A 23,382-nucleotide genomic window follows, 5' to 3' on the forward strand; every position below is an offset into this window, starting at 1 on the left:
CGGGCGCGTGACAATCGTCGCATTAAGTTCCTCGTCGAGACACGTCTGGCACCACTGGCGGCGCCCCAGACGCCCGCTGGCGGCGTTGTCGTCGGTCGACAGGACTCCGTCCTGCCTCCCTCCTCCGCCTTGCCAGCGAACGACTGGACCACCGCCAGTGGCACCAACGTGCCTCGACGAGGAACAGGCTGCGATCAGTCTGCATCCAGTCTGCATCCAGGTGACAACACGGTGAGCAACACCCGCATTCCTGGCGGTGACATTGCCTGAGGGGGAAGCTGGAACGTAGTGTCCGCACCGGAACGGTTGACGCGCCGCGGTTGTCGTGTCTGGGTAGATGTGTGTCGGGCGAGTTGACGGAGGTCGAGGCGGATGCTGTATCTGTTCCTGAGACGGTTCTTTGTCGCGCCACTGGTGAAACTGCTCTTCCGGCCGAAGGTCACCGGGCTGGAGCACGTACCGGCCGACGGCCCCGCGCTGCTGGTCAGTAACCACCTCGCGTTCTGCGACTCGATCTTCCTGCCGGTCTCGGTGCCGCGGCAGATCGTGTTCCCGGCCAAGTCGGAGTACTTCACCGCCCCCGGCCTGAAGGGCAAGCTGGTCGCGACGTTCTTCCGCTCGGTCGGCCAGATCCCGATCGACCGCTCCGGCGGCCGCGCCTCGTTGGCGGCGCTGAACACCGGCCTGGAGATCCTCGAGAAGGGCGGCCTGTTCGGCATCTACCCGGAGGGCACCCGCTCGCCCGACGGCCGGCTGTACAAGGGCAAGACCGGCGTCGCCCGGATGGCGATCGTGGCCGGCGTACCGGTGATCCCGGTCGCGATGATCGACACCCACAAGCTGCAGCCCGCGGGCCGGATGAAGCCGACCCTGTTCTACCGCGAGAAGGGCCGGCTGCTGCCGCGCCTGGTCCGCCCGGGCGTCGCGTTCGGCGCGCCGATGGACTTCTCCCGCTACGAGGGCATGGAGCGCGACCGCTTCGTGCTCCGCTCGGTCACCGACGAGATCATGTACGCGCTGATGGGCCTGTCCGGCCAGGAGTACGTCGACATGTACGCCGACAAGGCCAAGGAACTGATCAAGGCCGGCGAGTCCGTCGACGAACACGTCCGTCTCGGCGACACGAAGGCCAGCTGATCCGTTTCCGCCCGGCTTCCGGCGAGGATGGCCGTCATGGACAGCGACCTGAACGTGCTCGGTGAGCCGCTGGAGGAGTGCGGGACCGACCCGGTCACCGGCTTCTACCGCGACGGCTGCTGCACGAGCGGCCCGGAGGACCTCGGCAGCCACACCGTCTGCGCGGTGATGACAGCGGAGTTCCTGACGCATCAGGTCTCCGTCGGGAACGACCTGGTCACACCACGCCCGGAGTACAGCTTCACGGGCCTCCAGCCGGGCGACCGCTGGTGCGTGGTCGCGGCCCGCTGGCTGCAGGCGTACCACGACGGCGCGGCGGCTCCCGTCGTACTGGCGTCGACACATGCGCGGGCGCTGGAGACGATTCCGCTGGCCGTATTGCGGGCGCACGCGGTCGACGTACCGGCGGATCCGGGGTCGTTGACCTGAGACGGTCACCCTCCGTTCGACCGGTTCGCCTAGAGTTGGGCGCATGCAATTCGCGACGTTGACGACGGGGCAGGTGCCGGGGGTTCCGACGCTGGACGAGCTGCGGGCCCTGAAGCCGCTGCAGCAGCCGGAATGGCCGGACTCCTCGGCCCTCGAGCAGGTGATCGCGGAGCTCCGGACGCTGCCTCCGCTGGTGTTCGCCGGTGAGTGCGACGACCTGACCACGAAGATCGGCGCGGTCGCCCGCGGCGAGGCGTTCATCCTGCAGGGCGGCGACTGCGCCGAGACGTTCGCGGGCGTGACCGCGGAGAACATCCGGGCCAAGCTCCGGGTGCTGCTGCAGATGTCGGTCGTGCTCCAGTACGCCGCCAGCGTGCCGGTGGTGAAGATCGGCCGGATCGCGGGGCAGTACGCCAAGCCGCGCTCGTCCGGCGAGGAGACCCGGGACGGCGTGACGCTGCCGTCGTACCGCGGTGACGCCGTGAACGGCTTCGACTTCACCCCTGAGTCACGCATTCCGGACCCGCGGCGTTTGCGCGGCGTGTACAACGCGGCCGCCGCCACGCTGAACCTGACGCGCGCGTTCACCACCGGTGGGTACGCCGACCTGCACCAGGTGCACGCCTGGAACACCGACTTCGTGAAGTCGTCGCCGGTCGGCCGGCGCTACGAGCAGCTGGCGTCCGAGATCGAGCGGGCGCTGGCGTTCATGCGGGCCTGCGGCGCGACGTCCGACGAGTTCAGGACCGTCGACTTCTACGCGTCCCACGAGGCGCTGATCCTCGAGTACGAACACGCCCTGACCCGGATCGACTCGCGCACCGAGCAGCCGTACGACGTGTCCGGCCACCTGCTCTGGGTGGGCGAGCGGACCCGGCAGCTGGACGGCGCGCACGTCGAGTTCCTGGCCTCGCTGTCGAACCCGCTCGGCGTCAAGATCGGCCCGACCACGACCCCGGAGTACATCCGGGAGCTGATCGACAAGCTGAACCCGAAGGGCATCGAGGGCCGGCTGACCTTCATCACCCGGATGGGCGCCGGCAAGATCCGGCAGGCGCTGCCGCCGCTGCTGGAGGCGGTCCGCGACCACGGCTCGCCGATCGCGTGGGTGTGCGACCCGATGCACGGCAACACGTTCGAGACGCCGAACGGGTACAAGACCCGCAACTTCGACGACGTGATGGACGAGGTGCAGGGCTTCTTCGACGCGCACGAGCAGGTCGGGACCTGGCCGGGCGGCGTCCACATGGAGCTCACCGGCGACGACGTCACCGAGTGCCTGGGCGGCGGCGAGGCGCTGGTCGCGGAGGATCTGGCGAACCGGTACGAGACGGCGTGCGACCCGCGGCTGAACCGGCACCAGTCGCTGGAGCTCGCGTTCCTGGTCGCGGAGCGGCTGCGGGGAGCGCGGGCGTGATCGACCTGCGGTCGGACACCGTCACGCGTCCGTCGGCGGAGATGCTGGCGGCCATGACGTCCGCGCCGGTCGGCGACGACGTCTACGGCGAGGACCCGACGATCAACCGCCTCGAGGAGACGGTCGCCGGGCTGCTCGGGCACGAAGCCGGGCTGTTCACCGTCACCGGCTCGCTCGCGAACATGCTCGGCGTCCGGGCACTGGTGCCACCCGGCGGCGAGGTGCTGTGCGAGGCGAGCGCGCACATCGTCCGCGCGGAGCTCGGCTCGCACGCAGCGGTCAGCGGCGTCACCACGCGGACCTGGAGCGCCCCGGCCGGGCAGATCGACCTCGACCAGATCCGCGCCCTGATCGCGCCCGACCTCGGTCCGTACTTCGTGGTCACGTCGGCCGTCTCGGTCGAGAACACGCACAACTTCGGCGGCGGGTCCATCCAGCACGCGTACGACGAACTCGCGGACGAGCTGGACGCCCGCGGGCTGCCGCTGCACCTGGACGGCGCCCGGCTCTGGAACGCCGCCGTCGCCACCGGTCGTACCGTCGAGTCGTTCGCCCGGCGGGCCGCCGCCGCGAGCGTCTGCCTCTCGAAAGGCCTCGGCGCCCCGGTCGGCTCGGTGCTCGTCGGGTCGGCGGACCTGATCCGCGAGGCGCGGGTCTGGCGGAAGCGCCTCGGCGCCGGGTGGCGGCAGGCCGGCGTACTGGCCGCTGCCGGTCTGTACGCCGTGGAGCACAACGTCGAGCGGCTGGCCGAGGACCACGCGAACGCGCAGATGATCGCGTCCGTGCTGGCGGACGCCGCGCCGGGATCGGTGAAGCCCGACCAGGTGGACACGAACATCGTCGTCGTCGACCTCGCCGGTACCGGCCACACGGTGCCTTCGATCGTCGCCGGTGCCCGCGACGCCGGCGTACTCGTCGGGGGTGTCGGGGCGACGCAGCTGCGGATCGTCACGCACCTCGACGCGTCGGCGGACGACTGCCGGACGGCCGCGGAAAAGCTGGCGCGACTCATCGGTTAGGGTTCAGCTGTTCGGGTCGCAGCGTTCGGGGAGAGCCGTGCGAGAGATCGTCGTGTTCAGCGGAAGTGCCCACACCGAGTTGGCGGAGCAGATCTGTCGTGATCTCGGCGTCCCGCTGTCTCCGGTCGAGATCCATCGTTTCAGCAACGACTGCCTGCAGGTGCAACTGCAGACGAACTGCCGGCAACGAGACGTGTACATCGTGCAACCGCTGGTCCCGCCGACGCAGGAGCACCTGATGGAGCTGCTGCTGATGATCGACGCCGCCCGTGGCGCGTCGGCGGCACAGATCACGGCCGTCATCCCGCACTACGCGTACGCACGGTCCGACAAGAAGGACGCCTCCCGGATCTCGATCGGCGGCCGGCTGGTCGCCGACATGCTGACCACGGCGGGCGCCAACCGCGTGCTGACGATGGCGCTGCACGCACCGCAGGTGCACGGGTTCTTCTCGGTCCCGGTCGACCACCTGACCGCCATCGGCGTGCTCGCCGACCACTTCCGCGGCCGCGACCTGTCCGACACGGTCGTGGTCAGCCCCGACCTCGGCAACGCCAAGACCGCGACGCAGTTCGCCCGCCTGCTCGGCGTACCCGTGGCCGCCGGCAGCAAGCAGCGCCTGGCCGACGACCGCGTGGTCATCGACGCCATCGTCGGCGAGGTCGCCGGCAAACGCGCCATCGTCCTCGACGACGAGATCGCCACTGGCGGCTCCATCATCGAACTCCTCGACCGCCTCAAGGACCACGGCTGTACGTCGGCCGCCGTCGCCTGCACCCACGGCCTGTTCGCCGGCCCCGCCGTCGAACGCCTCCGGTCGCACCCCTCCATCACCGAGGTCATCAGCACCGACACCGTCCCCCGCCCCGACGGCTTCCCCGAGCTCGAAACCACCTCGGTCTCCGGCCTCTTCGCCGAAGCCATCAAACGGATCCACGACGGCGAATCGGTCAGCAGCCTCTTCGACGGCGTAGACCCGACCCACGGCCCGCCCCAACCCAAACTCCCGTTCTAAGCCGCACCGATCGCCAGGTCCAACCGGCCCGGTTCGCCGGACGGCAGTCGCTTGTCGCGGTACGTCGCCACGAGGGCGCCGGCCAGCTCCGTGCAGCGGCCGACCACGTCCGCGGACACGTTGGCCAGCACAACGCCCGAGCCGGTTCCGGCACTTGTCGCACTGCCGAGATCGCCGTCGTCGCGGGTCGCGCCGTCGGTGGTCGCGAGGAAATCTCCCCACCACACCGGCGCCGTCGTCCCCGCCCGGATCTTCTCGACGGCCCAAGCACGCTCGGCCGGAACGCTGTAGCCGTACCAGTAGACGAGGACGTGTCCGGCCTCGGCGACCTCGGCCGCCAACCCGACAGCGGACGGCGCGCCGTTCGCGCGGGCGAACGGGTCGAACGGGTCGATGTGCACGACGGTGGACGTCGTTCCAGTCATCCATTCCCGCACCGCCGCCATGCCGTCGCGCTCGGCGACCTCGCAGTTCCCGAGGCCTAGGCGTGCCGCCCACGTGCGCAGGTCCGACGCACTGGCCGGATCGAGGTCGCACAACAGGTAGGCCGCATCGTCGCCGAGCATGCGCATCGCTTGCAGCGCCGAGCCCGGGTACTCCGGCGGCTGCTTGCTCGCGAACTCCGACACGACATGGGTGTACGGCGCCGACGCCAACGGTTGCGATCCGGACCACTCCAGGAAGCCGAGCACGCCGTACCGCCGTTCGGCGTCGTCCACGATCGGGTAGGCCGCCGAGCCCGCGTGCGTCTCGGCGTACCGCTTCGGCTTCGCAGCGGCGAGCACCTCGTTCAGGACCAGGTGCTTCCAGATGTCCGCGAACTTGCCGAAGTGGTGGTTGGCCATGGTCCGGACACTATGTGCGGCGAGTCCCGAGCGGGTGTTCGGGGTGCCGGCCGAGCGCCGCCGAGGTGGCTGCTGCCTAGGATGGCGCGGTGGAGTTTGTGATGGTGCCGGGTGGTTGGCAGGGCGGGTGGGTTTTCGACTCGGTGGCGGGGGAGTTGCGGCGGCGGGGGCATCGGGTTGAGGCGGTGACGCTGGCGGGGCTGGAGTTGGAGGGTCCGGCGGACGTGGAGCGGCCGGCGAATCTCGAGGCGCATGTCGACCAGGTGGCTGCGGTCGTCGAAGGGCTCGACGGTACGACGGTCGCGTTGTGCGGGCACAGCTACGCCGGCCTCGTGATCGCGGGGGTTGCGGACCGGCTGGGGGATCGGCTCGATCACCTGGTCTTCATCGACGCGTACGTACCGGAGGACGGCGACTCCTGCTGGTCGCTGACCACTGACATGTTCCGGGAGATGTTCGTCGCGGGGGCGAGGGCTGACGGCAGGTGGGTCGGCGTACCCGAGGGCATGGATCCGCGGGCACGGGCACATCCGCTGGCCAGCTTCGTCCAAGGCGTCACGCTGCACGGCAACGCGTGGCCCGCGCTCCGCCGTACGTATATCAGCGGTGGTGACTGGACGGGCAGCCCGTTCTTGGAGCTGACGGAACGGCTGCGCAAGGACCCGGCCTGGGAGGTGCTCGAGATCCCGGTAGGCCACAACATCGCCCGCCGCGACCCGCAGGGCCTCGCCACGATCCTCGACGCCTTGCCATCGACCGGTGGAACAGCTGCCGGGTAGGAGCAGGGGCCGTATCGTCGGCTTCATGGCTGGGTGGGAGGGGCTGCGGGAAGAGTTGCGGCGGCTGCTGGTGGAGGCGCCGGAGGCGTTGCGGGCGCTTCCTGATCCGGACAGTGTGCCTGCGCGGACGCCGGTTCGGATCATGTTGGCGGCTTGGGCTACGGAGATCGCGGCCGGGTTGCAGGCGACGTACCCGGAGCTTGTCGAGTTGGAGGTCGGGGCGATGCGCTATCCGGCGGGCGAGTTGATCAGGTATGTGCGGGTGCCGGAGCTGCGCGGGCGGCCGGCGGCGGACATCGGGATCGACGTGGAAGCCCTTGCTCCGTTGACGGTTCGGTCGGGGTGGGATCTGTGGCAGGACGTGCTGGTGAGGAATCGGGGCGACCGTGAACAGGTGCTGATCACCATGGGCGAGTTGTCGTCGGTGGTGGCCGACGGTTCGGGGCGCGTGGTCGGGCGGTTCGCCGGGCCGCATGCGTTGCCGCGGGTCGGGTTCGCCGTCGGGGCCGGGGAGGAGCGGCCGGTGCCTGTTCTGATCGGTACGGCGTCGCTCGTTCCCGAACTCGGGTACGCCGTACCGCCCGGCCAGTGGCGGCTCGTGATCGGCGTACGGACGGAGACGGGTGCGGAAGGGGAGGCGTCCTTGGAGCTCACCGTCACCGCCTAAATCAGTTGCTGTGCCGGGGGTGCTCGCACAGACTGCGGGCGCATGGATGACGACGAGCTCGAGAAGCTGCTGAGGAACGAACGGTATCCGCGGACCGCGAAGTACCCGGCCCGGTGGATGGTCGACGCGTCGATGGGGCCGAACCCGGTGTGGCAGGCCGAGGCGTTGGTTGGGTTGATGCCGCTGGAGCCGGGGATGCGGGTGCTCGATCTGGGGTGTGGGAACGCCTGTAGTTCGGTGTTCCTGGCCAAAGAGTTCGGGGTCGAGGTGTGGGCCACCGAGCTGTGGGTGAAGCCTGAGGAGGTTCTGCGACGGGTCGTCGAGGCCGGAGTGGAGGACCGAGTTCATCCGGTCCACGCGGAGGCCCGGTCGTTGCCGTACGCCGAGGGGTTCTTCGACGCGGCCGTCAGCCTCGGGGCGTACCACTACTTCGGGACGGACGACCTCTATCTGGGGTACTTCTCGCGGTTCGTGAAGCCCGGTGGGCGGATCGGGATCGTGCAGCCGGGGCTGGTGGAGGAGTACGAGACGCTGCCGCCTGCGCATCTGGCGGAGTACTGGAAGTGGGACTTCTGCGCGTGGCACAGCGCGGCGTGGTGGCGACGCCACTGGGAGAAGACCGGGCTGGTCACGGTCGAGGTCGCCGATCAGTTGCCGTACGGGTGGCAGGACTGGCTGCAGTGGAACGAGGCGTGCGACCTGGACGGCGGCCGCCCGGGACGCGAAGAGGCCCGCATGCTGCACGCCGACGGCGGCCGGACGCTAGGCCTCACCCGGCTCATCGCCCACCGCAACGGTTAGGGCACGACACCGACGAAGGTCAGCCGATCTGCTCGGCCAGCGCGAGGATGATGCCGGCCGGTCCGCGGAGGTAGCAGAGCCGGAAGCCGCCGTCGAACTCTCCGACCCCGTCGAGGAGCTCGGCGCCGTGCCGCCGCAGCCGGTCGAGCGTGTCGTCGAGGTCGTCGACGGCGAACATGACCCGGTGCATGCCGAGGGTGTTGTGCGGAGGGTTCGGCGGCACCGAGTCGACCGCGGCCGGCGAGTGGTACTGCGCCAGCTCCAGCCGCCCGCGTCCGTCCGGCATGCGCAGCATCGCGAAGGCGCAGCGGACATCGGTCAGCCCGACGGTCCGGTCCACCCAGTCGCCCTCGACCTCGCCGCGGCCGTCCAGTTCGAGACCGAGCTCTTCGAAGAACGCGATCGCGGCGTCGAGGTCGTCGACGACGATGCCGACGTTGTCCATCCGAAGAAGTGTCATGCGGGTTCCCTCCGACGTGGTCTGTGCGGCCGCCGTACGGCCGGACGTCTATTGTCTGCGGCATGCAATCTCTGTCTCCGCGGGTACGGGCGTTGGGCGCCGCCGGGGTTTGCCTGCTGATCGCGGTGGCTGCCGGGCTGGCGGTGGACAGCCGGCTGGATCGGCACTGGGTGCTGCGCGGGGTGACGGCGTTCCTGGCGATCTGTTGCACCACTTTGCTGCTCACGGACCAGACCCGGCGGCTCCGGCAGATCATCACCGCGGTCGGGCTGGCGATGTTCGGAGTGGTGATCCCGGTGACGCAGACGACGTGGTCGAAGCCGCCGGAGATCAAGTTCGCGCTGCAGGTCGCGACCGACGCGAAGGCCGCGGCGGAGAAGGCGTCCAGGAGCAGCGTAAGCGTCGCCGACGTGAAGGCGGCGGCCGAGGCGCGCGGGGGAGAGATCGGGTCGCCGGCGACCGAGAAGAGCCCGCAGGTGCGCGGTGCGGACGCCTACCCGCTCATCGTCCGCGCCAAGCGCGACCAGGGCCGCCCGTGGGCCTGCCTGTCCTTCGCAGGGCTCGACGCGAAGGTCCGCCCCTGCTGACGTCCACTTCATGGGCAATCGATTTCTCGACGAACCCGGTGCAGCCTAAGGTCGCGGTATGACACTTGGGAACCTCACCGGCATCAGCGCGCTCGCCGACGTCGAGACGCGCTCCATCAGTGCGGAGAACCCGACCGGCGAGCCCGGTCAGGGCGGGCGGCGGACCGAGGGGACCGGAGCGCACGCGGCCCGGGATCTCGGCCAGGGCTGGAAGGTCTCGCCGTCGATCGAGATCGGGCCGGGGGAGACTGCGACACTCGCGGACATCGCCGGGTCGGGGTGCATCACGCACATCTGGCTGACCACGCACGTCGACCACTGGCGCCGGCTGGTCCTGCGGGCGTTCTGGGACGGCGACGACGCGCCCGCGGTCGAGACTCCGGTCGGCGACTTCTTCTGCTCGGGCTGGGGCAAGTTCGCCCAGGTCAACTCGCTGCCCGTCGCGGTGAACCCGAACGGCGGGTTCAACTGCTACTGGGAGATGCCGTTCAACCAGCAGGCCAAGCTGACCATCGAGAACACCCACGACGAGCCTGTCGTCGTGTACTTCCAGGTGGACTACTGGCTGGGCGCCGTACCGGACAAGGCCGCGTACCTGCACGCCCAATGGCGGCGGAGCAACCCGCTGCAGGCCAAGACCGTCCACACGCTGCTGGACGGCGTGGAAGGCCCAGGCCATTACGTCGGGACGTACGTCGCGTGGGGCGTCAACAGCACCGGCTGGTGGGGCGAGGGCGAGGTGAAGTTCTACGTGGACGGCGACGACGAGTTCCCGACCATCTGCGGCACGGGGACCGAGGACTACTTCGGCGGCGCGTGGAACTTCGACGTACCCCACCTGGGCGGCTACACCGAGTTCAGTACGCCGTACCTCGGCATGCCGCAGGTGATCCGCCCGGACGGGCAGTACCAGAGCCAGCAGCGGTTCGGCATGTACCGGTTCCACCTGCCGGACCCGGTCCGGTTCAAGGAGCGGCTGCGCGTCGACGTACAGGCGCTCGGCTGGCGCTCCGGTGGGCGGTACCTCCCGCTGCAGGACGACATCGCCTCGACCGCGTTCTTCTACTCCGCCAAGACCAGCACCAACCGCCCAGCCACCCCGAGCCACGACGACATGGAGATCTGCTGAGGGCCATATACTCCCGGGGATGCGTCGCATACTGTTCGTCGTCGGCTGGGCGGTCGTGGGTGCAGCCGTCTGGGCGATCATCCTCGGCACCGCATTGTTGTTCGGATCGGACGAGCCCGCCGACTTCTTCGAGCAGGCCACCTTCCGGACCGAGAAGGTGGGGGCCGTCGCCGGAAGCGCCGTTGCCGACGGCCCGTGTGGCGAGAGCAAGGACGGTAGAGGGCTGACCCACACCCACGGAACGTCGTATGAGGTCGACCTGACCTGGGTCGGCGCGGACGGGGAACAGCATCACGGCGTGATGAGTACCTGCGACCGGCCGGAAGTCGGCGAGCAGGTGACAGTGTGGGTCAGCTCGCGGGACCAGGTGTTCAACAGGTCACCGTTCTCGCAGTACGTGTCGATCCCGATCGCCGCGGTGGTGTTCGGGCTCGGTGCGCTCGGCTGGGCCTGGCTCAGCAGGAACGATCGCCGGCCCCGCCTGCCGTTCGGGTCGAGGAGCACAAGCAAGCGCCTCCGTGAGGTCAGACGCCGGCGGTCGGAGCGGCTCGAGCGAGAGAAGAAGCTAGGAGGGGATCGGTAGGTCGCCGTGGAGTGCGGCGACCGTCAGGACGACCAGGGCCGCGGTCCAGGCGAGGGGGGCCTCGCCGGCGGGGTGCAGGTCGCGGTTGACCTTCTCGGGGAGGGCCCCGGTCCTGGTGCGGTGGTGGTCGAGCCAGGTGAGCAAGGCGTTCGCGGTGTCCTGGTCGCCGCGGGCGGCCGCACTCAGCGCGAACAGCGCGGTCTGGGGTGTCCACGACACTCCGTCCGCCCGCCAGTCCTCTCCCGGTGTCACACCGCCGTTCGGTTGCGTCAGTACGCCGTACGTCGTGTCGATCGCCGTACTGACCACCGGACGGGCCGGCGCGAACGGCGGGCCGAGGACCGTCACGATCGCGTCCCGGCCGCCCTGCAACGACACCGGCGCGAGGCCGGGTTCGACGAAGCTGGTGGCCTGCGCCGGGGTCCGCGGATAGTCCGGGCCGAACACCCGGTCGGTTGCCGCGGACAACTTCTCCGCGGCGGTCCACCAGCGCGCGGCCTCCGGCGAATGGTGCAGTGAGGTGGCGATCCCGGCCGCGGCGCGGAGGCCGGTCAGCAGCGGGGCGACGGTGCCGAGCGTGAGTTCGCGCTCGGGCCGCTCCCAGTAGTCCGGTGAAGGACTCGGCAGGCCGTCCGGGCCGAGCTCGGCGACGATCTCGTCGGCCGACTGCCGGACCATGTCCCAGTACTTGTCGCCCGCGCGGCAGAACCACGTCGCCCACAGCACCCATCCGGACCCGTCGAGCTGCGGCGTACGGCCGTCGCCGACCCGCGCGCCGGTCTCCGTATACCGCGCCTCCCACCGTCCCTTGGCGGGACGCACGCGATTCAGGAAGGCCAGTTCGGCGAGAGCTTTGTCGTACTCGCCGATCGCGCACCGGGCAACGGCGACGAACGACGCGTCCCGCGGCCAGACGTACCGCCACGGGCCGTTCTCGCCGGCCAGGGTCGCGCCGTTCGGGAGCGTGAGCGCGTCGAGGTCGGAGAGCGCATGCCGGATCATGTCGTCGTACGGATCGTTCCCGAGAGCCGAGCGGACCGACGCGTGCGGGATGCCTTCGGAGACGAGCTGCGGCTGCGGGAACCGGACCAGGTTGCTGATCGTGCCGCCCGCGAGCACCGCCAGCAGCAGCGCGATCACGGCGTACGGGAACCACCGGTCGCGTGGCCGGTTCTCCCGCATCGCACCTCCTATTGCGCCAAGTGCTGTACTTCCGCCTCGAACTTACGTCGCGGTGCCAGCTCGACCAGATACATCGCCGACACCACGAGTGCGCCGCCGACCAGCATCCGCCACGTGAGGCTGTCCGAACCGAACAACACCGCGAAGGCCGACGCGAACACCGGCTCCATTGTCATCGCAATGGCCGCGCGGGTCGGAGTCAGGTGGGCCTGTGCCCAGGTCTGGACGATCAACGCGAGCGCGCCGGCGATCAGCGCCATGTACACGACGCTGATCCAGTCGCGGCCGGTCGACGGCGCCGAGAAGCCGCCGGGGATGGCCCCGATCGCACAGACCGCTGTGATCACCACCGTCTGCAACGACGACAGGCCGAAGGCGTTCCTGGAGGTGGACCACGCTCCGAGGCCGATGATGTGCAGCGCGTACAGACCGGCGGACGCGAGCGTGAGCAGCTCGCCGGTGCCGAGGCTGAACCCACGCAGTGACAGGACGCCGAGCCCGACCGTGGCGAGGATCACGGCGACCCACGCCCAGCGCCCGATCCGGTGCCGCAGGATCACCGCGCCGAGCAACGGCGTGAACACGACGTACATCCCGGTGACGAAGCCGGACACGCTCGCCGAGGTGTGCCGCAGGCCCTCGGTCTGGACCAGCTGCGCGATGCCGTACGTGATGCCGAGGGCAACGGCCCGGCCGCGGTCCAGCCGGCTGAGCCGGGCGATCGCGGGCGGGTGGACCAGGATCAGCGCGACCGAGGCGATCAGGAACCGCAACGCCAGGTAGTCGGCGACGTCCATCCTGGTGAGCAGGTCCTTGGTCAGGAAGAACGTCGACCCCCACGCGGCTGCGACAGCCAGGAGCGCCAGTACAGCAACACGAGGGTGATTCACGCCGGACATCAGATCAGAGCGCTGACTCGGAAGGCAAAATCAGAGCACGGTGATCACGATCGTGGTGCCCGGTTTCACCTTCTGCCCGGCGCCGGGGCTCTGCGCGGCGACGATGTTCAGACCCAGGTTGAACGGCGCCTTCTGCACGGTCACCTTGAAGCCGGCGCCGGTGAGGATCTGCTGCGCGTCGCCGGTGGTCTTCTTCTTCACGTTCGGCACCTCGACCAGCGGCGGTCCGAGCGAGACCACCAGCGCGACCTTGTCCTTGGCGAACAGGGTGCCGCTGTTCGGGCTCTGGCTGATCACGTCGCCCTCGGGGACCTTGTCGTCGTACTTCGTGGTGCGCGTGACCACGAAGCCGAGCTTCTTCAGCGCCTTGTTCGCGTCGCGGTACGACTTCCCGGTGAGATCCGGTACGCCGATCGGCCGCTTGCCCTTGCTGACCGCGAAGTTCACGGCGGTCCCGGGCTTCACGACCGTGTTGAACTTCGGGCTGATCGCGATCACCCGCCCCTGCGGGACGGTCTCGTCGTACTGCTCGGTGATCTGTCCGGTGATCAGCTTGATCGGCGACAGCGCCTGCTGCGCGGCGTCCAGCGGCAGGCCGACGAGCTGCGGCACCCGGTACCGCTCGGGTCCCTTCGAGACCGTGAGGCCGATGTCGCCGTTCTTCCGGATCCGGTCGCCCGGCCCCGGGTCGGTGCGGATCACCAGGCCCTTGCGGACGTCCTCGGAGAAGTCCTGGTTGTCCACGCTGGTCTTCAGGCCGGACTTCTCGGCCTCGGTCGCGGCCGCCGCGGGCGCCATCCCGACGAGCGACGGCGTGGTGGTGTAGCGATGGATGCCGTAGTACCAGGCGGCGGTCCCGATGCCGATCGCCAGCGCCAGGATCACGATCAACGCGATCGGCCCGCGCGACCTGCGCTGTGCCGGCGCCGGCGACGGTGTCGGTGGCGTCTTCGCCGGAGCGCCGGTGGGCCGCCCGTGGTCCACCGGTACGACGATCGTGTCGTGCCGGATCGGCCGGCTGCCGGGGACGGGCTCGCCACGGGTGTACCCGTCGTCGTACCCGCTGTCCTGCCGGATCTGCTGGATCGGCACGGTCAGGTCGCCGGTCAGCTCCGGGTCGTCCGGCAGCCCCTCGTCGAGCGCGCTGCGGACCCGGAGCACCTGACGGCTGAACACCCGCGCGTCGGTCGGCCGGAGGTCCCGGTCCCGTGCCGTGGCCCGCTGCACGAGGGCATCGACGTACGGCGGGATCGCGGGCTGCTCGAGCGACGGCGGCGGTACGTCGTTGTGGACGTGCGCGTAGGCGACCTGGATGGGGGTGTCGCCGGAGTGCGGCTTGTTGCCGGTGAGCAGCTCGTACAGCAGGATGCCGGCCGAGTACACGTCCGACCGGGCGTCCGCGCTGCCGTCCGTGACCAGCTCGGGCGCGAGGTACGACACCGTGCCCATCAGCAGGCCCTGGGTGGCGGTGTTGCCGCTGGCACTCACCGCGCGGGCCAGACCGAAGTCGGCGACCTTCACGGCGCCCTTGTCGGAGATCAGCACGTTCTCGGGCTTGATGTCGCGGTGCACGATGCCCGCGTCGTGGGCGGCCGAGAGCGCGGACAGGATCGGGGCCAGCAGATCCAGAGCGCGGGCGGGGGAGAGCGGTGCCTCCTCGCGGATGACGTCGCGCAGCGTGCGGCCGGGGACGTACTCCATCGCCAGGAACAGCGTGCCGTTGTCGTCGCCCTGGTCGAAGACGGCCACCACGTTCGGGTTGGACAGCCGGGCGGCGGCCCGGGCCTCGGCCACGAACCGCCGGGTGAACTGGGCATCGTCGCCGAGCCCGTCGTGCATCACCTTGAGCGCGACGGTCCGGTCCAGCCGCATGTCGAGCGCCTGGTAGACGGTCGCCATCCCGCCCTTCGCGACGCGCGCGCCCACGCGGTACCGACCGTCGAGCACGCGCCCGACGAGGCGGTCGCTGACCTGCGTGTCCACGTCGTCCGTCACTTGCGGTGAGCCGCCTCTCCCCAAACCGTTCTGCAGAGAGTGTAGATAACACCGCAGCGTTACTGAGCCAGGCTCACCGCAGGGGGTTCCAGCCGCGGTCCAGCTGGGCCTTGATCCGGAGGACGTTCGTCACGTACGCCTTCGTGTCGGCGTACATGCCGTTCTTCTTCACCCCGCCGAGGCCCTGGTAGTACCCGGCCACCGCGATGTCCAGCCGGGCCGCCCCGGTCAGGCGGCTGAGCAGTACGACGCCGGCGGTGACGTTGTCGCGCGCGTTCAGCAGGTCGAGCTCGCGGCCGACGATCCGGGACGCGAACCGCCCGGTGGACGGGATCACCTGCATGGCGCCGATCGCGTTCGCGGGGGAGACCACCCGCTGCTTCCAGCCGGACTCCTGCCAGGCGACGGCGAGCGCGAGCTGGGGATCGACACCGTACCGCTTCGACGCACTCACGATCAGTGAGCGCACCTGCGACCGGGTCGGTTGCTTGCGCTTCTTGAGGATCGCCCGGTTGCGGTTCGCCTGGGCGACGATGTGGTCGGCGTACGTGCGGCCGGCGAACGTGTTGTCTGTCCGCGCCTTGGGCCGGATCTTCACCGGGACCTGGAGCGGCTTGCCGGCGTAGATCGGGTCGCCGGCCTTCAGTTTGTTGGCCGCCAGCAGATTCGCCCGCGAGCAGTGGTAGCGCTTCGCGATCCCGGAGATCGTGTCGCCGGATTTGACGATATACGTGACTCTTCCGAGCTGGGAACGCCTGGCCGGGGTGCTCGTCGCCGGCATCGGCACTTTCAGCACCTCGCCGGCGTAGATCGCGTTGCCGTTGCCCGGGAGCTTGTTCAGCGCGACCAGGTTGCTGACCGTGGTGCCGTAGCGGCCGGCGATGTGACTGAGGGTGTCACCCTGCTTGACCTTGTAGGCGCCGAGCCCGGGCGAGCCCGCGGTGATCACTGCCGCGGTCAGCACCGGTACCGCGAGCCCGGTCAGAATCCGAACAACGTTGCGCATCGCAACCAACTCCCCGTTGTGTACGTCACCTGACCCTAAGTGCTGAGGCTGATGTGACAACAGGTACTGATGGGGTCGGTGTGACGCCTGTAACGTAAAGGTTACAATTCAACGCTGAACTACATCGTTGTGGTTCACAATCATTCCGGTTGCTGTCGGCAACCGTGGGTCAGCGCGAGAACCTGCTGACCAGGAAGGGCTTCGCGACGTCGGGGAGCGCCCCGGTGCGAACGGTGTCGGCCAGCACCTGCGCCGTGACCGGCGTCAGCAGGACGCCGTTCCGGTAGTGGCCGGTTGCCCAGAGCAACCGATCCAGTCCGGACGGGCCGAGCACCGGGGCGTTGTCCGGCGTCGCGGGACGCAGCCCGGCGATCGTCTCGACCAGCTCGAGCTCGTCGGTGATCGGCAGCACCGTCCGCGCGTCGCGGAGCAGGTTGAACACGCCGCCGGCCAGCACCCTGGTGTCATAGCCGAGTTCGGTGCTCGTGGCACCGACCACCAGCTCGCCGCCGGGTCGTGGGACGAGGTACACCGAGAAGCCGCGGGCGGTCGCGCGCACGGTGTGCTGCAGCGCCGGGCGGTACGCCTCGGGAACCCGCAGGCGCAGTACCTCGCCCTTCACCGGACGGACCGGTGGCCGCAGCTCTTCCGGTACGCCGTCCAGCTGCGACGACCACGGCCCCGCTGCCACCACGATCTGCTCCGCGTCCACCGTGTCGCCGTTGTCGAGCTGTACGCCGGTTGCCGTCGTACCGGAGGTGATCACGCGAGTCACGCGCTGCCGGACGAGGTGGACGCCGGACAGCTCGAGTGCCTTCAAGAGCGTTGCGAGGGCCTGCCTGTTGTCGACGGAGTGGTCGCCCGGGACCCAGACGCCGCCGGAGACGCCGGTGGCGAGCAAGGGCTCGCGGCGGCGGGCGTCCCGGCCGGACAGGTCCTCCACCTCCAGGCCGAGCCGGCGCTGGTAGTCCGCGACCCGGCGGAGTACTGCCATGTCGTCGGCGTCGTACGCCACCGACAGCGTGCCCGTCTGGTGCAGCCCGGCCGGCTGCCCGGTCAGCTCCTCCAGCTCGGCGGCGAACGCGGGCCAGGCGTTGACCGACGCCAGGTTGAGCGCGAGCAACTCGTCCTCGCCGAACTCGACCTCGGTGACCGGAGCCAGCATCCCGGCGGCCACGTTCGACGTCTGCCCACCGGGCGTCGGATCGCACACGGTCACCTGAAGACCGTCCACAGCCAGCCGCCACGCCGTAGCCAACCCGATCAGACCCCCGCCTACAACCACCACATCTGGCATGCCGTAAACCCTACGTCTGGGCGGTCATGGCAGGCTTTGCGTGTGACTGACCACACCGACCGTCTCGCGGATGCCCGGCTGTATCTGTGCACGGACGCACGGGAGAAGCAGGGCGATCTCGCTCAGTTCCTGGACGCCGCGCTGGCCGGTGGCGTGGACATCGTGCAGCTCCGGCAGAAGGAGATGGAGGCCGCGGACGAGCTGGCCGCGCTGGAGGTGTTCGCGGACGCCTGCAAGCGGCACGGCAAGCTGCTGGCGGTGAACGACCGCGCGGACATCGCGTTCGCGGCGGGTGCCGACGTACTGCACCTCGGACAGCGGGACCTCCCGGTGCACGCGGCCCGGGCGATCACCGGGCCGGGGCCGATCATCGGGCGTTCGACGCACTCGTTCAGCCAGGTGAACGCCGCGGTCGACGAGGTCGGTTCGGACTACTTCTGCGTCGGGCCGACCTGGGCGACACCGACCAAGCCGGGCCGCCAGGCGGCCGGTCTCGAGCTCGTGTCGTACGCCGCGGGCCGCCGGCAGTCGAAGCCGTGGTTCGCGATCGGCGGGATCGACCTGGAGCGGCTGGACGAGGTGATCGAGGCCGGCGCGACCCGGGTGGTCGTCGTCCGGGCGATCACCGAGGCAGACGACCCGGGTGCGGCGGCGGCCGAGTTCACCCGGAGGCTGCGCGGGTGATCGGCAACCAGAAGACCGCACGGGTCGTCGCGGTCGTGGTGATCGCGATGCTGGTGCTCACCTTGGCAGCCTCGCTGTTCGGGTGTTCCGCGAAGACTTCGACGGGCAAGGCGGGCGGGACGGACCCGACCAGCGGCCTGAAGTACGTCGCCGTCGCGGACCTGCCGAAGGAGGCGCAGGACACGCTGAAGCTGATCGACCAGGGCGGCCCGTTCCCGTACAGCCGTGACGGCGTCGTGTTCGGCAACCTGGAGAAGATCCTGCCCAAGCACGACCGCGGCTACTACCACGAGTACACGGTGAAAACGCCGGGGGAGAAGGACCGCGGCGCCCGCCGGATCGTGGCCGGGAACGCCGGCGAGCGCTACTACACCGATGACCATTACAAGTCGTTCCGCCGGATCGCGGAGGACGGGGGAACGTCATGACCGAGCGAAGCGAGGTCATCATCAAGCACTGCCGACTCCGTGCCTCATCGGCGCCCGGAGCGAAGCGAGGACGTCGATGAGCAAGCTGAGCGCGCTGCGGCCGGGGGTGTACCGCTGGCCGGACGCTCCGGGGGCCGACGAGGTACGGCGGAAGGCCGCCGCCGCCGGGCTGGGGTTCGTGCTGCTGGACACCGGGGAGATCCACGACAAGGCCGGGTTCCTGGACCTGTGCGCGACCGCGTTCGACCTGCCGCGCTGGTTCGGCCGGAACTGGGACGCGCTCGCCGACTCACTGAGCGACCGCTCGACCGGCGCCCCCGAGGTGGTGCTGTGGACCGGCGTCCGGAACCTGCTCGAGCACGACCACGACACGGTCGACGTCGCGCTGCAGATCTTCGCCGAGGACACCACGAACTCCGGCCAGCTCCGGGTCCTGATCGCCGAGGCGAGTGCACCGGACCTGCTGAGCGCATTGCCGCAAATTACCCTATGAGCCCAGAATCGGCCATGTATAGGGAATTCTAAGGAAAGTGTCTTAGGCTGAAAGCATGGCCCAGGAGCTGTACTCGGTGGAGCAGGTGGCGAACCGTCTGGGCCTGCACGTCCGTACGATCCGCAACTACGTCCGCGACGGCCGCCTGAAGGCCGTGCGGATCGGGAAGCAGTACCGGATCACCCGCGAGGACCTCGAGGCGTTCACCGGTACGCCGACCGCGGTCGCCGAGGTGGACAGCTCCGCCCGGCACGTCGAAGCGTCGAGCATCGTGCACATCGACGCGGTCGACCGTGCCACCGCCGACCGGATCGGCACCCACATCGACGGCGCGCTGAACCAGCCGGAGGCGGACGGCCTGAAGGCCGAGACGATCTACGACGAGGAACGCGCCGTGCTCAAGGTGATCGTGCTCGGCAACCTGCCGGCCACCGCGGACCTGCTCCGGCTGATCAACCTGCTCGCGGAGCGCTAGGGCATGTCCTAGCCGCTACAGGTTCCGCGCGGTGGCGGCGATCGCCAGGTCGGTGAGCGCCTTGCGGGCGGTGTCGTCGGCCAGCGGCGCGCGGTCGAGGGCGTCCAGCGCGTCCTCGGTGCGATCGGTGATGAGCTCCTCGCAGGCCTGGACCGCGCGCGAGTCCTGGAGGATTTCGCGGAGCAACTGGATCTCGTCGTCGTCCAGGTCCGGCCGCCCGAACAGCCGGTTGAACTCGGTCAGCTGGATCTCCGACGCGTGGTCGACGGCGTACGCGATCAGCACGGTCCGCTTGCCCTCACGGAGGTCGTCGCCGGCCGGCTTCCCGGTGAGCGCCGGGTCGCCGAACACGCCGAGCAGGTCGTCGCGCAACTGGAACGCCTCGCCGAGCGGCAGCCCGTACCCGGACAGTGCCGCGATCAGCCGCTCGTCGCCGCCGGCCAGCGCGGCGCCGATGTGCAGCGGCCGCTCGATCGTGTACGTCGCCGACTTGTACCGCAGCACCCGCAACGCCAGGTCCATGTCGGACCGGCCGCTCGCCTGCGCGACCAGGTCGAGGTACTGCCCGGCGGTCACCTCGACGCGGACGGCGTCGAAGTACTGCTCGGCCCGGGCCAGTGCCGCGGCGTCGAAGCCCGAGGTGTGCAGCAGTTCGTCGGCCCAGATCAGGCACAGGTCGCCGAGCAGGATCGCGGCGCCGATGCCGAAGCCGGCCGGGTCGGCGCCGCTGCCGGTCTTCTCGGCGCGCTCGCGCTGCAGCGCCTCGAAACGGCGGTGCGCGGCCGGGGCGCCCCGGCGTACGTCGGAGGAATCCATCACGTCGTCGTGCACCAGGGCGCTGACGTGCAGCATCTCCAGGCTCGCCGCCGCGGGCAGGATCGGCCCGGTCAGCTCACCGGCGGGATCGCCGCCCGCGGCCCGGTAGCCCCAGTAGCAGAACGACGGCCGGAGCCGCTTGCCGCCACTGGTCGCGTCGCGCGCCGCCTGTACCTGCTCGGTGAGCTCGGGGCCGATCGCCGCCAGCCGCTCCTCCTGCCGGTCCAGGAACTCGCTCAGCGCCCGCTGGATCCCGGCCGGGATGTCCACATCGTCCACGTCTCGGAGCGTAGTCGGTGGGCGGACGGCGGGGTTCACCGCGGGTAACCTGAGGCGCATGGCGAACGGACTTCCCTCGACGCTTCCCGGCGGTGCGCCGACCATCCGTGAGCTGCTCGCGTCCGGACAGCGGTCCTTCTCGTTCGAGTTCTTCCCGCCGAAGACGCCGGAGGCCGAGGAGGTGCTGTGGCGCTCGATCCGCGAGATCGAGCAGCTCCGGCCGACGTTCGTCTCGATCACGTACGGCGCCGGCGGCAGCACCCGGGACGGGACCATCCGCGTCACCGAGCGGGTCGCGCAGGACACCTCGCTGACCCCGCTCGGGCACCTGACCTGCGTCGCGCACTCCCGGGACGAGCTGCGGTCGGTGATCGGCGCGTACGCCGGATCCGGTGTCCGGAACATGCTGGCGCTCCGCGGTGACCCGCCCGGCGGGCCGAACCAGCCGTGGGTCGCGCACCCCGACGGGCTGAACCACGCGATCGAGCTGGTCGAGCTGATCCGTTCGCTCGGCGACTTCTGTGTCGGCGTCGCCGCGTTCCCGGACAAGCACCCGGAGGCGGTCTCGCTGGAGGCGGACGCGCGGGTGCTGGCTGCGAAGGCGCGGGCCGGTGCGGACTACGCGATCACCCAGATGTTCTTCGGCGCCGACGACTACTTCCGGCTGGTCGACCGGGCGGCCGCGCTCGGCTGCGACATCCCGGTGCTGCCGGGCATCATGCCGGTGACGAACATCAAGCAGATCCAGCGGATGGCGGAGCTCACCGGGATGGCGTTGCCGGCGTCCGTCACCGACCGGTTGCACGCGGTCGAGGACGATCCGGCCGGGGTCCGCGAGACCGGTATCGAGATCGCCACCGAGCTGTCCGAACGCCTGCTCGCCGGCGGCGCGCCCGGCATCCATTTCATTACCCTGAACAGATCCACCGCAACACGACAGGTCTTCCGCAACCTCCGGCCCGCCGTCGTATCCTGACGCAATGGCTGACCCGTCGGACCTGTTGATCGACCGAACTCTCGTCCTGCTCCGGCACGCGAAGGCGGTGCCGCCGGAGACCAGGCCGGATCTGCCGGATCTCGAACGTCCGCTCGCCGACCGCGGCCGCGCGGACGCGAGTGCGGCCGGCCGGCATCTCGTTGCCCAGGGCATCGAGCCGGACCTGGTGCTGTGCTCGCCCTCGAAGCGCACCCGGGAGACGTGGAAGCTCGTCGCCGAGGCCGGCGTCACCGCCAAGGACGTCTGGTACGACAAGCGTGTGTACAACGCGGACATCGAGGCACTGCTGGACGTCGTCCACGAAGTACCCGCCGAGGCCCGCACGGTGGTCGTGGTCGGGCACGCGCCCGGCATCCCGTGGCTGGCCGACGAGCTCGCGCTGGACGGCACCAGCCCGGAGCGGATCGAGCTCACCCAGAAGTTCCCGACCACCGGTCTCGCGATCCTGCATCTCACCACCCGCTGGGCCGACCTCGCCGCGAACGAGGCCGACCTGGTGGAGTACGTCGTACCCCGCGCCTAGCTCGGAGCCGGGCAGTTGCCGTCGACCGGCAGCTGCCCGGTCAGCAGGTACTTCTCCGCCTTGCTGTCGACGCAGGGATTGTTCGAGAACAGGTACGACGCGTGGTTGCCGCCGTTGTCGGTGATCAGCTTCGAGCCCGTGAGCACGGCGTGCATCCGGCGCGCGCCGAGCAGCGGTGTCGCCGGGTCGTCGCGGCTCTGCAGCAGCAGGACCGGAACGGCGGACCTGATCGGCGCCGGCCGCGCCGGAGCGACCGGCCAGAACGCACATGGCGCGCTGTACCAGGTGTTCATCCAAGCGAACTGCGGTGCGCGCCGATCGGCGATCGCCGTGTCCCAGTGCCAGGTGTGCCAGTTCCGCGGCCAGCCGGGGTCCGTGCAGTTGTACGCGAGCAGCCCCGGATCCACCGACTGCAACGCGAACTGATCCGTGATCGACAGCAACCCGGACGGGTCGCCGTGCCGGTACTGAACCAGCGCATCGGCCAGCGATGACCAGAGGTCGTCCGTGTACAGCGCCGACGCGAGCATGTCGTCCAGTTCGGCCACACCGGCCCGTCCGCCGGCGGGTTTCTTCGCCAGATCGCCACGCGCCTTCTGCCACACCGCCGCGACAGCTTTCGCGGTCGTCCCCAGGTGGTACGTCTTGTCCTGTAACGCGATCCACCCGAACAGCTGACCGGCCCGCGCCTGGAAGGCCGGGTCCTGCTCGTACGTCGTTCTGTACGTCGACACGAGTGGGTCGACCACGCTGTTCAGGATCATCCGCCCGGTGTGCTGCGGGAACAGCGTCGCGTACGTCGCCCCGAGCTTGGTGCCGTACGAGTAGCCCAGGTAGTCGAGCTTGTCGCGGCCGAGCGCGATCCGGATCCGGTCCATGTCCCGCGCCGCGTTCTCGGTGGTGACGTAAGGCAGCAGGTCTTTGGCGTATCGGCCGCACTGCAACGCGATCTGCCGCGCCTGCTGCACGCGTAACTGTTCCTGGTGGGCGTTCGCGGGCTTGTAGGGGAGTGCCGGATGCTTGACCAGTTTGCTGGTGTCCCCACAGCTCACCGGCGTACTGTCCCCGACACCGCGCGGGTCGAAGCTGAACACGGCGTACTGCTCGGCGACCTTCTCCGGCAGCGCCGCGCTCACCATCTGCTCCAGGCCGATCCCCGGAGCACCGGGGCCGCCCGGGTTGACCAGCAGGGCGTGTGGTGCGGACAGACTGCCGACCCCGGAGATGGTCAGCGTGATCTGCTTCCCGTTCGGCTTCGCGTAGTCCAGTGGGACCTTGATCGTCGCGCACGACACCTGCCGGAAGGCGCCGGAGTCGGGCGGGCACTCACCCCACGTCAGCTTCGGCGCGGCGACAGCGGGCACAGTGAGCTGCGTGGCCATTGCTACGACAGCAACGGCCACGCCGAGAACCTTGGTCAAGGCGCCACTTCCTGGTGCG

The 23,382-nt window shown here is 69.8% G+C and carries 26 protein-coding genes; 17 read left to right on the top strand and 9 right to left on the bottom strand.

Annotated elements, in window-relative coordinates; genetic code table 11:
• Positions 1–372: 372 nt before the first annotated feature.
• From AB0M51_RS04290 to AB0M51_RS04310, 5 genes are read left to right on the top strand one after another with little or no spacing between them, the layout of a single operon-like run.
• The gene (locus tag AB0M51_RS04290) at positions 373–1,137 is read left to right on the top strand and encodes a lysophospholipid acyltransferase family protein (protein WP_344201185.1); all 765 of its coding nucleotides are present in this window, start codon (positions 373–375) and stop codon (positions 1,135–1,137) included.
• A gap of 27 nt (positions 1,138–1,164) precedes the next feature.
• A complete protein-coding gene (locus AB0M51_RS04295) occupies positions 1,165–1,566 on the top strand; it encodes a DUF2237 domain-containing protein (protein WP_344201182.1) in 402 nt (133 codons plus the stop codon).
• 43 nt (positions 1,567–1,609) lie between these two features.
• Positions 1,610–2,983: a class II 3-deoxy-7-phosphoheptulonate synthase gene (locus tag AB0M51_RS04300; RefSeq protein ID WP_344201179.1), complete on the top strand. Its 1,374-nt coding sequence runs from the start codon at positions 1,610–1,612 to the stop codon at positions 2,981–2,983.
• Positions 2,980–4,002, top strand: a complete 1,023-nt coding sequence (locus AB0M51_RS04305) for a GntG family PLP-dependent aldolase (RefSeq protein ID WP_344201176.1) — start codon at positions 2,980–2,982, stop codon at positions 4,000–4,002. Before AB0M51_RS04300 ends, AB0M51_RS04305 begins: the two co-directional genes overlap by 4 nt.
• A gap of 37 nt (positions 4,003–4,039) precedes the next feature.
• Positions 4,040–5,017, top strand: a complete 978-nt coding sequence (locus AB0M51_RS04310) for a ribose-phosphate diphosphokinase (RefSeq protein WP_344201173.1) — start codon at positions 4,040–4,042, stop codon at positions 5,015–5,017.
• On the opposite strand, the gene AB0M51_RS04315 is transcribed toward AB0M51_RS04310, so the two are convergent.
• Positions 5,014–5,862, bottom strand: a complete 849-nt coding sequence (locus tag AB0M51_RS04315) for a hypothetical protein (protein WP_344201170.1) — start codon at positions 5,860–5,862, stop codon at positions 5,014–5,016. The two genes, AB0M51_RS04310 and AB0M51_RS04315, sit on opposite strands and share 4 nt — an antisense overlap.
• An 89-nt stretch (positions 5,863–5,951) precedes the next feature.
• Between AB0M51_RS04315 and AB0M51_RS04320 the strand changes: the two genes are divergently transcribed.
• Genes AB0M51_RS04320 through AB0M51_RS04330 form a run of 3 tightly spaced genes read left to right on the top strand, consistent with a single transcriptional unit; the run spans position 5,952 to position 8,109 of the window.
• Positions 5,952–6,641 carry an alpha/beta hydrolase gene (locus AB0M51_RS04320; protein WP_344201167.1) on the top strand — a complete coding sequence of 230 codons (690 nt, stop codon included), beginning with the start codon at positions 5,952–5,954 and terminating at the stop codon, positions 6,639–6,641.
• 25 nt (positions 6,642–6,666) lie between these two features.
• A complete protein-coding gene (locus AB0M51_RS04325; protein WP_344201164.1) occupies positions 6,667–7,308 on the top strand; it encodes a hypothetical protein in 642 nt (213 codons plus the stop codon).
• Positions 7,309–7,350: 42 nt separating this feature from the next.
• The gene (locus AB0M51_RS04330) at positions 7,351–8,109 is read left to right on the top strand and encodes a methyltransferase domain-containing protein (RefSeq protein ID WP_344201161.1); all 759 of its coding nucleotides are present in this window, start codon (positions 7,351–7,353) and stop codon (positions 8,107–8,109) included.
• Between the two features lie 19 nt (positions 8,110–8,128).
• On the opposite strand, the gene AB0M51_RS04335 is transcribed toward AB0M51_RS04330, so the two are convergent.
• Entirely contained in the window at positions 8,129–8,569 is a 441-nt protein-coding gene (locus AB0M51_RS04335) for a VOC family protein (RefSeq protein ID WP_344201157.1), read from the bottom strand.
• A 62-nt stretch (positions 8,570–8,631) separates the two neighbouring features.
• Between AB0M51_RS04335 and AB0M51_RS04340 the strand changes: the two genes are divergently transcribed.
• From AB0M51_RS04340 to AB0M51_RS04350, 3 genes are read left to right on the top strand one after another with little or no spacing between them, the layout of a single operon-like run.
• The gene (locus AB0M51_RS04340; protein ID WP_344201154.1) at positions 8,632–9,156 is read left to right on the top strand and encodes a hypothetical protein; all 525 of its coding nucleotides are present in this window, start codon (positions 8,632–8,634) and stop codon (positions 9,154–9,156) included.
• A 58-nt stretch (positions 9,157–9,214) separates the two neighbouring features.
• Positions 9,215–10,285 carry a glycoside hydrolase family 172 protein gene (locus AB0M51_RS04345; protein WP_344201151.1) on the top strand — a complete coding sequence of 357 codons (1,071 nt, stop codon included), beginning with the start codon at positions 9,215–9,217 and terminating at the stop codon, positions 10,283–10,285.
• Positions 10,286–10,304: 19 nt separating this feature from the next.
• Positions 10,305–10,868: a hypothetical protein gene (locus AB0M51_RS04350; RefSeq protein WP_344201149.1), complete on the top strand. Its 564-nt coding sequence runs from the start codon at positions 10,305–10,307 to the stop codon at positions 10,866–10,868.
• Here AB0M51_RS04350 and AB0M51_RS04355 read toward each other — a convergent pair.
• The 5 genes from AB0M51_RS04355 to thiO form a co-directional block, all read right to left on the bottom strand.
• Positions 10,851–12,050 carry a glucoamylase gene (locus AB0M51_RS04355; protein ID WP_344201147.1) on the bottom strand — a complete coding sequence of 400 codons (1,200 nt, stop codon included), beginning with the start codon at positions 12,048–12,050 and terminating at the stop codon, positions 10,851–10,853. The two genes, AB0M51_RS04350 and AB0M51_RS04355, sit on opposite strands and share 18 nt — an antisense overlap.
• Before the next feature lie 8 nt (positions 12,051–12,058).
• Positions 12,059–12,940 (bottom strand): DMT family transporter, encoded by an 882-nt coding sequence (locus AB0M51_RS04360; RefSeq protein WP_363748033.1) that lies wholly within the window; start codon positions 12,938–12,940, stop codon positions 12,059–12,061.
• A gap of 39 nt (positions 12,941–12,979) precedes the next feature.
• Positions 12,980–14,944 carry a Stk1 family PASTA domain-containing Ser/Thr kinase gene (pknB, locus tag AB0M51_RS04365; protein ID WP_344201143.1) on the bottom strand — a complete coding sequence of 655 codons (1,965 nt, stop codon included), beginning with the start codon at positions 14,942–14,944 and terminating at the stop codon, positions 12,980–12,982.
• Positions 14,945–15,017: 73 nt separating this feature from the next.
• On the bottom strand, positions 15,018–15,950 hold the full coding sequence (locus AB0M51_RS04370; RefSeq protein ID WP_344201141.1) for a LysM peptidoglycan-binding domain-containing protein: 933 nt from the start codon (positions 15,948–15,950) through the stop codon (positions 15,018–15,020).
• Positions 15,951–16,119: 169 nt separating this feature from the next.
• Positions 16,120–17,247, bottom strand: a complete 1,128-nt coding sequence (gene thiO, locus AB0M51_RS04375) for a glycine oxidase ThiO (protein ID WP_344201139.1) — start codon at positions 17,245–17,247, stop codon at positions 16,120–16,122.
• Positions 17,248–17,289: 42 nt separating this feature from the next.
• Between thiO and thiE the strand changes: the two genes are divergently transcribed.
• The 4 genes from thiE (at position 17,290) to AB0M51_RS04395 (ending at position 19,327) form a co-directional block, all read left to right on the top strand.
• The gene (gene thiE / locus AB0M51_RS04380) at positions 17,290–17,931 is read left to right on the top strand and encodes a thiamine phosphate synthase (RefSeq protein WP_344201137.1); all 642 of its coding nucleotides are present in this window, start codon (positions 17,290–17,292) and stop codon (positions 17,929–17,931) included.
• Positions 17,928–18,359, top strand: coding sequence for a ribonuclease (locus tag AB0M51_RS04385; RefSeq protein WP_344201135.1), 432 nt, complete (start codon positions 17,928–17,930; stop codon positions 18,357–18,359). Before thiE ends, AB0M51_RS04385 begins: the two co-directional genes overlap by 4 nt.
• A gap of 76 nt (positions 18,360–18,435) precedes the next feature.
• Entirely contained in the window at positions 18,436–18,852 is a 417-nt protein-coding gene (locus AB0M51_RS04390) for a barstar family protein (RefSeq protein ID WP_344201134.1), read from the top strand.
• 55 nt (positions 18,853–18,907) lie between these two features.
• Complete coding sequence (locus tag AB0M51_RS04395; protein WP_344201132.1) at positions 18,908–19,327, top strand: helix-turn-helix domain-containing protein; 420 nt, start codon at positions 18,908–18,910, stop codon at positions 19,325–19,327.
• Between the two features lie 15 nt (positions 19,328–19,342).
• Here the strand turns inward: AB0M51_RS04395 and AB0M51_RS04400 are convergent, their stop codons facing one another.
• Entirely contained in the window at positions 19,343–20,422 is a 1,080-nt protein-coding gene (locus AB0M51_RS04400; protein ID WP_344201130.1) for a polyprenyl synthetase family protein, read from the bottom strand.
• 58 nt (positions 20,423–20,480) lie between these two features.
• Here AB0M51_RS04400 and metF point away from each other — a divergent pair, with 58 nt between their 5' ends.
• Positions 20,481–21,398 (top strand): methylenetetrahydrofolate reductase [NAD(P)H], encoded by a 918-nt coding sequence (gene metF, locus AB0M51_RS04405; RefSeq protein WP_344201128.1) that lies wholly within the window; start codon positions 20,481–20,483, stop codon positions 21,396–21,398.
• 4 nt (positions 21,399–21,402) lie between these two features.
• A complete protein-coding gene (locus tag AB0M51_RS04410) occupies positions 21,403–21,942 on the top strand; it encodes a histidine phosphatase family protein (RefSeq protein ID WP_344201126.1) in 540 nt (179 codons plus the stop codon).
• Here the strand turns inward: AB0M51_RS04410 and AB0M51_RS04415 are convergent.
• Positions 21,939–23,363, bottom strand: coding sequence for an alpha/beta hydrolase (locus AB0M51_RS04415; protein ID WP_344201124.1), 1,425 nt, complete (start codon positions 23,361–23,363; stop codon positions 21,939–21,941). The two genes, AB0M51_RS04410 and AB0M51_RS04415, sit on opposite strands and share 4 nt — an antisense overlap.
• Between the last annotated feature and the right edge of the window lie 19 nt (positions 23,364–23,382).

The sequence above is a fragment of the Kribbella sp. NPDC051137 genome, assembly GCF_040682535.1.
GTDB lineage: Bacteria > Actinomycetota > Actinomycetes > Propionibacteriales > Kribbellaceae > Kribbella > Kribbella karoonensis.

Coding starts and splice junctions, on each gene's coding strand:
- AB0M51_RS04290 (WP_344201185.1), top strand. CDS start 373: ATGCTGTATCTGTTCCTGAGACGGTTCTTTGTCGCGCCACTGGTGAAA.
- AB0M51_RS04295 (WP_344201182.1), top strand. CDS start 1,165: ATGGCCGTCATGGACAGCGACCTGAACGTGCTCGGTGAGCCGCTGGAG.
- AB0M51_RS04300 (WP_344201179.1), top strand. CDS start 1,610: ATGCAATTCGCGACGTTGACGACGGGGCAGGTGCCGGGGGTTCCGACG.
- AB0M51_RS04315 (WP_344201170.1), bottom strand. CDS start 5,862: ATGGCCAACCACCACTTCGGCAAGTTCGCGGACATCTGGAAGCACCTG.
- AB0M51_RS04325 (WP_344201164.1), top strand. CDS start 6,667: ATGGCTGGGTGGGAGGGGCTGCGGGAAGAGTTGCGGCGGCTGCTGGTG.
- AB0M51_RS04330 (WP_344201161.1), top strand. CDS start 7,351: ATGGATGACGACGAGCTCGAGAAGCTGCTGAGGAACGAACGGTATCCG.
- AB0M51_RS04335 (WP_344201157.1), bottom strand. CDS start 8,569: ATGACACTTCTTCGGATGGACAACGTCGGCATCGTCGTCGACGACCTC.
- AB0M51_RS04340 (WP_344201154.1), top strand. CDS start 8,632: ATGCAATCTCTGTCTCCGCGGGTACGGGCGTTGGGCGCCGCCGGGGTT.
- AB0M51_RS04345 (WP_344201151.1), top strand. CDS start 9,215: ATGACACTTGGGAACCTCACCGGCATCAGCGCGCTCGCCGACGTCGAG.
- AB0M51_RS04350 (WP_344201149.1), top strand. CDS start 10,305: ATGCGTCGCATACTGTTCGTCGTCGGCTGGGCGGTCGTGGGTGCAGCC.
- AB0M51_RS04355 (WP_344201147.1), bottom strand. CDS start 12,050: ATGCGGGAGAACCGGCCACGCGACCGGTGGTTCCCGTACGCCGTGATC.
- AB0M51_RS04370 (WP_344201141.1), bottom strand. CDS start 15,950: ATGCGCAACGTTGTTCGGATTCTGACCGGGCTCGCGGTACCGGTGCTG.
- thiO (WP_344201139.1), bottom strand. CDS start 17,247: ATGCCAGATGTGGTGGTTGTAGGCGGGGGTCTGATCGGGTTGGCTACG.
- AB0M51_RS04390 (WP_344201134.1), top strand. CDS start 18,436: ATGAGCAAGCTGAGCGCGCTGCGGCCGGGGGTGTACCGCTGGCCGGAC.
- AB0M51_RS04395 (WP_344201132.1), top strand. CDS start 18,908: ATGGCCCAGGAGCTGTACTCGGTGGAGCAGGTGGCGAACCGTCTGGGC.
- metF (WP_344201128.1), top strand. CDS start 20,481: ATGGCGAACGGACTTCCCTCGACGCTTCCCGGCGGTGCGCCGACCATC.
- AB0M51_RS04410 (WP_344201126.1), top strand. CDS start 21,403: ATGGCTGACCCGTCGGACCTGTTGATCGACCGAACTCTCGTCCTGCTC.